This is a genomic window from Sphingopyxis sp. (genome assembly GCF_036402335.1).
Taxonomy (GTDB): Bacteria; Pseudomonadota; Alphaproteobacteria; order Sphingomonadales; family Sphingomonadaceae; genus Sphingopyxis.
The window spans coordinates 1-9869 of the sequence record NZ_DASWTD010000546.1 but is presented as its reverse complement, the minus strand read 5'-3'; the positions used below and the strand labels follow the sequence as shown (position 1 = coordinate 9869).

Annotated in this window: 8 protein-coding genes; 1 reads left to right on the top strand and 7 read right to left on the bottom strand. The window is 67.0% G+C overall.

The annotated features are described in order from the left end of the window. Positions 1-1153, top strand: a 1153-nt coding sequence (locus tag VGD20_RS17800) for an MFS transporter (protein WP_331135715.1), incomplete at its 5' end; no start/stop codon positions are given. Here the strand turns inward: VGD20_RS17800 and VGD20_RS17795 are convergent. The 7 genes from VGD20_RS17795 to VGD20_RS17765 form a co-directional block, all read right to left on the bottom strand. Further along, the gene (locus tag VGD20_RS17795) at positions 1143-2021 is read right to left on the bottom strand and encodes a cation diffusion facilitator family transporter (RefSeq protein ID WP_331135714.1); all 879 of its coding nucleotides are present in this window, start codon (positions 2019-2021) and stop codon (positions 1143-1145) included. The genes VGD20_RS17800 and VGD20_RS17795 overlap by 11 nt on opposite strands. A 2-nt stretch (positions 2022-2023) precedes the next feature. Then, on the bottom strand, positions 2024-5248 hold the full coding sequence (locus VGD20_RS17790; RefSeq protein ID WP_331135713.1) for a CusA/CzcA family heavy metal efflux RND transporter: 3225 nt from the start codon (positions 5246-5248) through the stop codon (positions 2024-2026). A gap of 1 nt (position 5249) precedes the next feature. Then, positions 5250-6383: an efflux RND transporter periplasmic adaptor subunit gene (locus VGD20_RS17785; protein WP_331135712.1), complete on the bottom strand. Its 1134-nt coding sequence runs from the start codon at positions 6381-6383 to the stop codon at positions 5250-5252. Then, positions 6380-7645 (bottom strand): TolC family protein, encoded by a 1266-nt coding sequence (locus tag VGD20_RS17780; protein WP_331135711.1) that lies wholly within the window; start codon positions 7643-7645, stop codon positions 6380-6382. Before VGD20_RS17780 ends, VGD20_RS17785 begins: the two co-directional genes overlap by 4 nt. Positions 7646-7705: 60 nt before the next feature. Then, positions 7706-8083 carry a hypothetical protein gene (locus tag VGD20_RS17775; RefSeq protein ID WP_331135710.1) on the bottom strand — a complete coding sequence of 126 codons (378 nt, stop codon included), beginning with the start codon at positions 8081-8083 and terminating at the stop codon, positions 7706-7708. After that, positions 8067-9017: a winged helix-turn-helix transcriptional regulator gene (locus VGD20_RS17770; RefSeq protein WP_331135709.1), complete on the bottom strand. Its 951-nt coding sequence runs from the start codon at positions 9015-9017 to the stop codon at positions 8067-8069. Before VGD20_RS17770 ends, VGD20_RS17775 begins: the two co-directional genes overlap by 17 nt. Positions 9018-9120: 103 nt before the next feature. Then, positions 9121-9869, bottom strand: a 749-nt coding sequence (locus tag VGD20_RS17765) for a TonB-dependent receptor domain-containing protein (RefSeq protein ID WP_331135708.1), incomplete at its 5' end; no start/stop codon positions are given.

Genomic DNA, 9869 nt, shown 5'->3' with positions numbered 1-9869 from the left:
GTCGAACATGGGGTCGATGATCCAGTCCGTCGCGGCTGCATGGCTGATGACCGAACTGACCAGTTCGCATCTGCTGATTGCGCTGGTGCAGGCTGGCGCGACGATCCCGATCATGCTGCTCGGTATTTTCGCAGGCGCGATTGCCGACAATTTCGACCGGCGGCGCGTGATGCTCGCTGCCCAGACCGGAATGCTGATCGTCTCGGCGGCGCTGACGCTAACGACTTATCTCGGTGCGATCACTCCGCTCACCCTGCTCTTCTTCACGCTTGCGGTCGGGTGCGGGACCGCACTCAACGGGCCGGCGTGGCAGGCCTCGGTGCGCATGCAGGTCGGACCACGCGATTTGCCGCAGGCGATCGCGCTCAACACGATCGCTTTCAACCTGGCGCGCAGCGTCGGCCCGGCGCTCGGCGGGATGCTGGTCGCGATTGTCGGTACCGCGGCTGCCTTCGGGCTCAATGCGCTCAGCTATCTGGCGCTGATCGTCGTGTTGCTACGCTGGCACCCCGAAACCGTCCCGCCGCGCCGCGCCCCGATGTTGACTGCAATCGCGGCGGGCATCCGGTTCTGTGCGCATTCGGATCCGGTGCGCCGCGTACTGATCCGCGGCTTTGTCTTCGGTTTCGGCGCAGCGGGGTTCCAGGCACTGCTGCCGTCGCTCGTCCGCGACCGGCTGCACGGAACCGAAATCATCTATGGGCTGTGCCTCGCTGCCTTTGGCGCGGGGTCGATCTTTGTTGCGCTGTGGATTGGCGCCGCGCGCCGACGCTGGGGCAGCGACCCGGTGGTAACCGCCGCGTCGCTCGTCTTCGCCGCCGCGATGCTGCCGGTCGCGCTCACCGCCGACCTGCCGTGGGTCATGCTCGCGGCCTTCGTCGCCGGCGGTGCGTGGGTGTCGACGCTGACGACGCTCAACGTCGCGATGCAGCTACGCTCGCCCGAGGAAATCCTCGGCCGCTGCCTGTCGATCTATCAAGCCGTCACCTTCGGCGCGATGGCGCTCGGCGCCTATACGCTCGGGCTGCTCGCCGACCTGTCTTCGTTGCCGGCCGCGATCCTCGCTTCGGCGGGCTGGCTCACCCTGTCGGCGCTTGTCCTGCGCTTCGTCGCGCCGATGCCCCGGCGCGACGAAGGCCGGATCATGCCTTGAGCGGCGCGGGTTCGACCTGAACCGTCGAGGCGGCGATATCGAACCGGTCGTGCAACATTTCGGCGACGCCGCGTTGAAGGACCGCAATATCGGCTCGCGGCGAGGCGAGAATATGCACCACTGCCTGATTGTCACGATTGCTGATCGACCAGACCTGTAGTCGCTGCAGCTCGGCGACCCCTGACACGCCTTTTACCGCAGCGCGGACCTCGACCAGGTCGACGCCGTCGGGAACGCCCTCGAGCAGGACGTTGATTGTGCCGCGGAGCAATATCCATGTCCGTGGCAGCACCCACAGGCCGATGAGCACGGCAACCACCGGATCGACCCACGTCCAGCCGGTAAAGCGGATTGCGATGGCGCCAAGGATGACGCCAACCGAACCGATCATGTCGGCCCAAACCTCCAGATAGGCACCCTTGACGTTGAAGCTCGCCTCCTTCCCCGCGGCGAGCATGCGCATCGCGATCAGGTTGACGACAAGGCCCACGGCGGCGACCGCCATCATCCCCCACGACTGCACCGGCTGCGGGTCGCGGAAGCGTTCGACCGCCTCGACGAAGACATAGATCGCGATGGCGAACAGCATCAGCGCGTTGAACACCGCCGCGAGGATCTCGACGCGGCGGTAGCCGAAGCTCCGCCGGTCGTCGGGCGGCTTCGCGCCGAGCTTGATCGCCAGCAGCGCGATCGCGAGCGCAGCGACGTCGGTGAGCATGTGACCGGCGTCGGACAGGAGGGCGAGGCTGTTGAAATACAGCCCGCCCGCCACCTCCACGACCAGAAAGGTCGCCGTCAGCGCCAGGGCCCAACCGAGCATACGAGTATTGGCGCCCGCGACATGATCGTGGCTGTGATCCTGTCCCATCGTCATGCTCCCAAAGGCACGGCGCCCGCGGGCGCAGTTTCGATATCCGACTCACGAACGCGCGGCCTGCCATAGCGCGCATAGAGCGTCGGAAGTACGAACAGGGTCAGCAACGTCGCCGAGATCAGGCCACCGATGACGACCGTCGCAAGGGGTTTCTGCACCTCCGCCCCCGCACCGGTGGCGAGCGCCATCGGTACGAAGCCGAGCGAGGCGACGAGCGCGGTCATCACGACCGGCCGAAGTCTTGCCAGCGCACCGGCCTTTGCGGCCTCGGCGCGCGCCATGCCCTCGGCAATCAACTGCTGGATCGATGTCACCATCACCAGCCCGTTGAGCACCGCGATGCCGGACAGTGCGATGAAACCCACCGCCGCCGAGATCGAAAAGGGCATCCCGCGCAAAGCGAGCGCGAGTATCCCGCCGACGAGTGCCAGCGGGACGCCGGTGAAGACGATCGCCGCATCGCGCACACTTCCCAAAGCGCCGTAGAGAAGCAGCAGGATCAGCGCGAAACAGGCCGGGACAACGAGCGCGAGCCGGTCGCGCGCCGAGGCCAGATTTTCGAACTGCCCGCCCCATTCGACATATTGGCCGGCGGGGAGGCGCACCTGCTCACGTATTGCACTTTGCGCATCCTCGACAACGCCCGCGACGTCGCGGCCGCGGACATTGGCTTGGACGACGATCCGCCTTTTGCCATTTTCGCGGCTGATCTGGTTCGGACCATCGACGACAGCAAGCTCGGCGACGCTTTCGAGCGGAACGAAGCTGCCCCCCGGGGTCGGCACCGGCACCTGCCCCAGCGCCGCGAAATCGGCGCGCGCGGTGTCGGAGAGGCGGATGGTGACCGCGAAACGCCGGTCGCCTTCGAAGATCACCCCAGCATCGCGCCCGCCGACCGCCGCCGCGACGGTTTCCTGCAGCGCCGCGGCGGTGATGCCAAGGCTGGCCATCGCGTCGCGGTTCGGCCGGATATCGAGCATCGGCAACCCTTCGGTCTGCTCGACACGGACATCGGTCGCCCCCTCGGTCTTGCGCAGGACCGCCGCGATGCTGTTCGCCGTCGCAGCCATCGCATCGCTGTTGTCGCCGAAAACCTTGACCGCGACATCGCCGCGCACCCCGGCGATCAGCTCGTTGAAGCGCATCTGGATCGGCTGGCTGATCTCGAACGCATTGCCGGGCAGGCCCGCAAGCGCCTTTTCGACCTTCGCCGTCAGTTCGGCCTTGGACAGGCGCGGGTCGGGCCAGTCCTTCCGGTTCTTCATGATGATGAAGGTGTCGGAGATGTTCGGCGGCATCGGGTCCGACGCGAGTTCGGCGGTGCCGGTCTTCGAAAAGACGAACTTCACCTCGGGCAGCGCGGCAAGCGCGCGTTCGGCGCGGAGCTGCATCGCCTGGCTCTGGTCGACCGACGTCCCCGGAACGCGCAGCAGCTGCGCTGTGAGGTCGCCTTCATCGAGTTGCGGCAGGAATTCCTGCCCCAGCGTGACATAGGTCCCAGCACCGAGCAGCAGCGCGAACAATGCTGCGAACATCGTCTTGCGGGGCCTGCCCATCGCGCGGTCGAGGCCCGGTTCGTATCGCGCGCCGAGCCAGCGCATGATCCGCCCCTCTTTCTCCTCGACCGGCTTCGACAGCCAGATCGCGAGCAGCGCGGGGACAAAGGTCAGCGACAGGACGAAAGCGGCCGCCAGCGCAACGATCACCGTCAGCGCCATCGGCGTGAAGGTCTTCCCTTCGACCCCGGTCAGCGTGAGCAGCGGGACATAGACGAGGATGATGATCGCTTGCCCGTAGACCGACGGCCGGATCATCTCGCGTGCGGCCGCGGCGACTACCCCGAGCCGCTCGTCGCGATCAAGCGTCCGGCCGAGTTGATGCTGCCGCTCGCCGATACGCCGCAGCGTATTTTCGACGATGATGACAGCACCGTCGACGATCAGCCCGAAATCGAGCGCGCCGAGGCTCATCAGATTTGCCGAGACGCCCCCTTTGAGCATGCCGAAGCTCGTCAGCAGCATCGTGATCGGGATGACGAGCGCCGCGATCAGCGCGGCGCGAAAATTGCCGAGCAGCAGGAAGAGGATGACGATGACGAGCAGCGCGCCCTCGGTCAGGTTCTTCGCGACCGTCTTGACCGTCGCCTCGACGAGCCCGGTACGGTCGAGCACCGGCTGGACAATGATGTCGGTTGGCAGCGAGGCATTGATCTCCTCCAGCCTTTCGGCAACCAGCCCGGCGATGTTGCGGCTGTTCTCGCCGATGCGCATGATCGCGGTACCGACGACCACCTCGCGGCCATTCTCGGACGCCGACCCCATGCGGATCGCCTGTCCCGTGCGCACGCTCGCGACCTGGTCGAGCCGGATCGGAACCCCGCCGCGCGTCGCGATCACCGTCTGCGCCAATTGTTCGGCGCCGCCGATGCGCGCGTCGGAGCGGACTGCGAGGCCTTCACCGTTACGGTCGACCACACCCGCGCCGATCGCCTGGTTGTTCGCTTCGAGCGCCTGCGCGAGATCGCCCAGGCTTAGCCCGAGCGCCGCGAGCCGCTGTGTATCGGGCACAACCTGATATTGCTTCACATAGCCGCCGATCGTGTCGACACCGGCGAGGCCGGGGATCGGTTTGAGCAACGGCGTGACGATCCAGTCCTGCGCGGTACGCAGATAGGTCGCCTTTTCGGTATCGGTGACCAAGCGGTCGCCCTCGGGTGTGATATAGCTGCCGTCGGGTTGCATTCCGGGTTCGCCGGCCTTGTGCTTGTCGTCCTTGCGGTGCTCCATATGGACCGTCCACATGAAGACCTCGCCAAGCCCCGTCGCGATCGGCCCCATTTCGGGGTCGACGCCTTCGGGCAACGCCCGTTCGGCATCGCGCAGCCGCTCGGCGACCTGCGCCCGTGCGAAATAGATGTCGGTCGCGTCGGTGAACACCGCGGTGACCTGAGCAAAGCCGTTACGGCTCAGCGAACGCGTGCTTTCAAGCCCGGGAATGCCGGCAAGCGCGGTTTCGATCGGAAAGGCGACCTGGCGTTCGACCTGTTCGGGCGACAATGCGGGTGCGCGGGCGCTGATCTGCACCTGATTGTTGGTGATGTCGGGAACGGCGTCGATCGGCAGGCGGCTCAGGGCCCAGGCGCCGATCAGCGTCGCAATGGCGGTGACGAGCAGGACGAACCAGCGCCGCGCGACGGCGAAATTGACGATGGAGGCGATCATGTCAGTGCCCCCCATGCTCGGCTTCGCCCTTGGCGAGTTCCGCCTTCAGGGTGAAACTGCCCTCGCCCGCAAGGCTCTCGCGGCCCGACAGCCCGGTGACGGTGGCCATGCCGCCGACGCGCGACGTGACGATCACCGGCACGGTGCGAAATCCCTCCTTCGTCCGGACGAAGACGCTCGTCCGGCCTTCGACGGTCTGGATCGCGCTGTCGGGTATGCTCACGGCATCGCCCGACGCACCGACCTGCAGGTTGACCGTGACGGGCTCGCCGGGGCGCCAGGTGCCGCCGCCGTTTTCGAGCATGGCGACCGCGGGAACGAGGCGTGTCGCGGCGTCGAGAACGGGCGACACGAAATGGACACGCGCGGTAGCAGTGCGCGCGCCCGCCCGGACCTCGACCGGGGTGCCGACGCGAATGCGTCCGGCATCGGCCGGAGTCAGCGACAGATTGATCGCGACGCGCCCAAGATTGGCGACGCGAAACAGCTCGGCATCGGGCGCCACGGTCTGGCCCAGCACGACGCTGCGCGCGGTTACCTGCCCGCCGATCGGCGCGACGACGCCGATGCGGTTGAGCGCGCCGCCGCCGACACCCGCGGCCGAGACCTGCTGCGAGGCAAGCCGAAGCGCGATGTTCGCCTCGGTCATCGCAGTGCGCGCGGCGATCAGATCGCGCTCGGGTGAGACCTTGAGTGCAAACAGCCGTTCCTCGCGGGCGAGGTTCGAGCGCGCCAAGCCGGCACGCGCCTGGGCCGCTTCGACCTCGGCGCGCAATCCGGCGGCGTCGCGGCTTTCGATCACCGCGACGACTTCGCCGCGCCGGACGCTCTCACCCAGATTACGGTTCAGCGCGACAACGCGACCGCCGATCGCCGCGGAAACGACCTGCGTCGCCTGCGGGTCGCTTTCGATCGTCGCGGGCAGGCTGAGCAGTCCCGCACCGCCGGTCGCCGGACGAACCAGCGCGATGCCCGCGGCGGCGATCTGTTTCGCCGTCAGATGGATTTCACCTTCGGTTTCGGCTTCCTTTTCGGCCGCCTTCGCGGCGGGCTCGGCGGCTTGCTGGCCGCAGCCCGCCAGAACAAGTGCGAGCGCGAGCGGCAACGCCGCCCGGTTGTTCGATATCATTTTCATTGTGCACCCCCTTCGGCGGGCAATTTGGCGGTCAGCCGCGCGAGGCGGGCGACGGCATCGTGATAGGCAGCGCGCGCGTCGATTCCGGCGCGGCGCGTGTCGAGCAGGGTCCGTTCGGCGTCGAGCAGGATGAGCTGGTCGAACTTGCCCTCGGCATAACCGACACGCGCAATCCGCGCGGCTTCGGTCGCGGCGGCCAGTGCCGGGCCCGACGCCCGTACCGCTGTCGCGGCGCGATCGCGCTCCGCCTCGGCGGCCGTGATCGCCCGCTCGGCTTCGAACAGCGCGATCCGGCTTTGCGCCTCGGCGCGGTCACGCTCGCGCGCCGCCTGCGTCACCGCCGCCTTGCCGCCATTGAACAGCGGCAGCGGCAGCGAGACGCCGAACACCATCGCCTGATCATTGCTCGCCTCGAGCCGCCGCGTCCCCGCGGTCAGCGTCAGATCGGGCGCGCGCTGGCTGCGGGCCAGCCGCAGCTCCGCCGCGGCCGTCGCGGCATCGGCGGACGCCGCGGCAAGCGCGAGCGTTCCGCGCGCATCGACCGGCGCCGCCGGCCCCTGCCGCGTCGCCGCAGCAACGTCGCACCAGCGCTGGTCGAGCGCCGACCGCGCGCCGTCGCCGACATATTGCGTCAGCGTCACGCGCGCCGCGATGGCGGTCCGCAGTGCGGTCTCGGCGTCGGTGGTCGCGCGGACCTGTTCGAGCGCTGCGCGCTGTTCGTCGATCGGCGAATTCGCCCCGACCATCACCCGGTCGCGCGCGATTCGCAGGTTTTCGGTCGTAACCGCGACCTGCGCCTCGGCAACGGCGGCCCGCCGTTCCGACGCGATCGTCGCGACATAGGCTTCGGTCACCGCAAGACGCCGGTCGGCCTCGGCGACCGCGAGGTCGATGTCAGCACGCCGGATCCGCGCGTCGGCGACCGCGATGCGCGCCGATCGTTTTCCGCCGAGTTCGACCGGCATCGCGAACGCGATGGTCGTGTCCGATTCGTCGAAACCGCGGTAGGGTCCGGTGCCGAGCGCATTTTCGGTGTCGACACTGACCGACGGATTGGGGCGGAGCCGGGCGACGCCGCGCCCGGCCTGCGCGGCCCAGACGCCGGCTTCGGCCGCCTGTGTCAGCGGCGTGGTCACGCCGGCGTCGGCGAGCGCTTCATCGAGGGTCAGCACCTCGCCGCCCGCGGACGGAGGCGATGTCTGCGCCTGCGCCGCAACGGCACAGAGCGGAACGGCCAGAACGGCCGCAATATATGCTTTCATTGGGGATTATCCTGAACAAGCCAAAATCAGCCGCCGGTTGGACCGGCAGCGCGGGCTGGTTCAGGCGATCGGCGGCCTCAGGTTCGCGCCGGGAATCAACTGCGGAACGAAATCGTGGCCGGCAGCGAAATTGACACTATGGAGCGGCAGGTGCGTCACGAAGTCGCCGTCGGCAGGACTGCCAACCTGATGATGTCCGTGGCAGCCGCCGTGATTGTGGAGTCCCATCTTGTCGGGATCGTTCGCGGGTTCGCCCTGCGTGTGCCCGGCATCTTCGGCGCAGACCCCCGCCGCGACCGGCACCGGCGCCTCGGCGGCATGCGCAACGCTTCCCAGCCCGATGGACAGGGAAATCAGCAAACCGATCAGGAGGCGCATCAGCGTCCGCATGCCGCGCATATAGGGGCTGAAAAGCGCAATGTCACGCGGCGCCCTCACCGCCACCGGTCGTTTCGATCGTAAAGCTGCTGTTCGACAGCTGCAGTTCGTCGCCGCAATGGCTGCACGCCGCGACCATCCGGAGGTCGTGACCGCACGGGCGATGGGTCAGCAGCAGCGGTGGCCCCCGCTCGTCCGAAAACCATTTGTCGCCCCATTGCAGGAGCGCGAGGAGCACCGGATACAGGTCGCGCCCCTTGGCGGTCAGCCGATATTCGACGCGGTCGGAATGCGTCGAATAGGGTACGGTCTTCAAGATGCCCTGCCGCACCAGCCGTTCGAGCCGCCCGCTCAGGATGTTCGTTGCCATCAGCGTGTCGCGCTGGATATCGTCGAAGCGGTTGATGCGCGTGAACATCGCGCGGACGACAAGCGTCGCCCAGCGATCGCCGAACAATTCGATCATCGTGTCGACGAGCGGGCGGCCACCGGGGCGCCGTGCGCCGATCTCGCCATTGAAGCGGCGGCGCTCGTAATGCGGGACGACCTGCGCCAGCCCCGGGCCTTCGCGCCAGTCGACGTCGCGCGGATCGATCTCTGCATGGCAATGCGCGCATGCCGGCACCGGCTCGGTCGCGTGGCCACAGGTCGCGTGATGAAGCCGGACCTGGAAATCGCGGCTATCGGCTTCCCATTTATGCTGCCAGCGCAGCATCATCAGGCCGTTGGGAAATTGGTCGCGGCCCTTTTGTGTCAGCACATAGTGAAAGCCGCGCCCGCCCTTCCTGGGCACCTTCGCGAGGCAATCCTCTTCGACCAGCTTCTTGAGCCGGCCGTTGACGACCGACCGCGCAAGGCCGGTGCGCGCGACAAATTCATCAAAGCTGTGAGTCCCGAGGAACGTCTGTTCCATGATCAACAGGACCGGCACGTCGCCGACGACATCGAGCGCGCGCCAGATCGAACAGGCCCTGATCGTGCGGTCGTGTTTCAAATAAGCCGTCCTTGTCCCTACCCGCCCCTAAACCAAGGGCGATGCAGCGGCAAGGCTGGCACCCGCGGCGGGGAGGACGGCATCGACCGCCCTCCCCGCGGCATCAAAAGCGCCCGGTCAGTTGTACGGCGATCGTCCGCGGCCGGTCGACAATGCCGTTATAGGCATTGCCGGCGTTGCGCGTGATCGTCGTCGCGAGCGGCATCGAGCTCGCCGTCTGCAGGATGCGCTGGTTGGTGAGGTTTCGGCCGATCAGCGCGACCTCCCAGCGATCGTCGACCTGCGCCAGTGCAAGCCGCGCGCCGAGCTTCACATAGCCGTCCTGATGCGTGCGCGGGTCGAGGTTGGCCGACGCGATATAGGAGGACGAGAAGTCGGCGTTGACGTTGAACGCGACCTTCATGTCCGCCGTCACGGGGGTCGTATAATCGAGATTGAGGTTCCCCGACCATTTGGGGCTGAGCGCGTTGCGCTTGCCCGAATAGTCGCAGAAGCCATTCGCGGCCGGCGTTTGCAGATAATAGCATTGGCCGTCGGTGAAATTGGTGAACTTGAAGTCGAGATAAGCGACAGCGCCGCTGATCGTCAGTCCGTCGGCAATAGCGGCGCGGAAGTCGGCTTCAACCCCTTGCGTGCGGGCCCCCGCGGCGTTGCGGACATTAAAATTCAGTCCGCCGTCGAAGATATTGACTTGAAGATCCTTGTAATCGGTGCGGTAGACCGACAGATTGAAAGCGACGTTACGCCCCTTGTATTTGAGGCCCGCCTCGAAATTGTTCGCGCTTTCGTCTTCGAACATGAACGCGCCCGGCTTCGCAACGGTCTTCGAGGTCGGTAGCGAGTTAGAGCGGA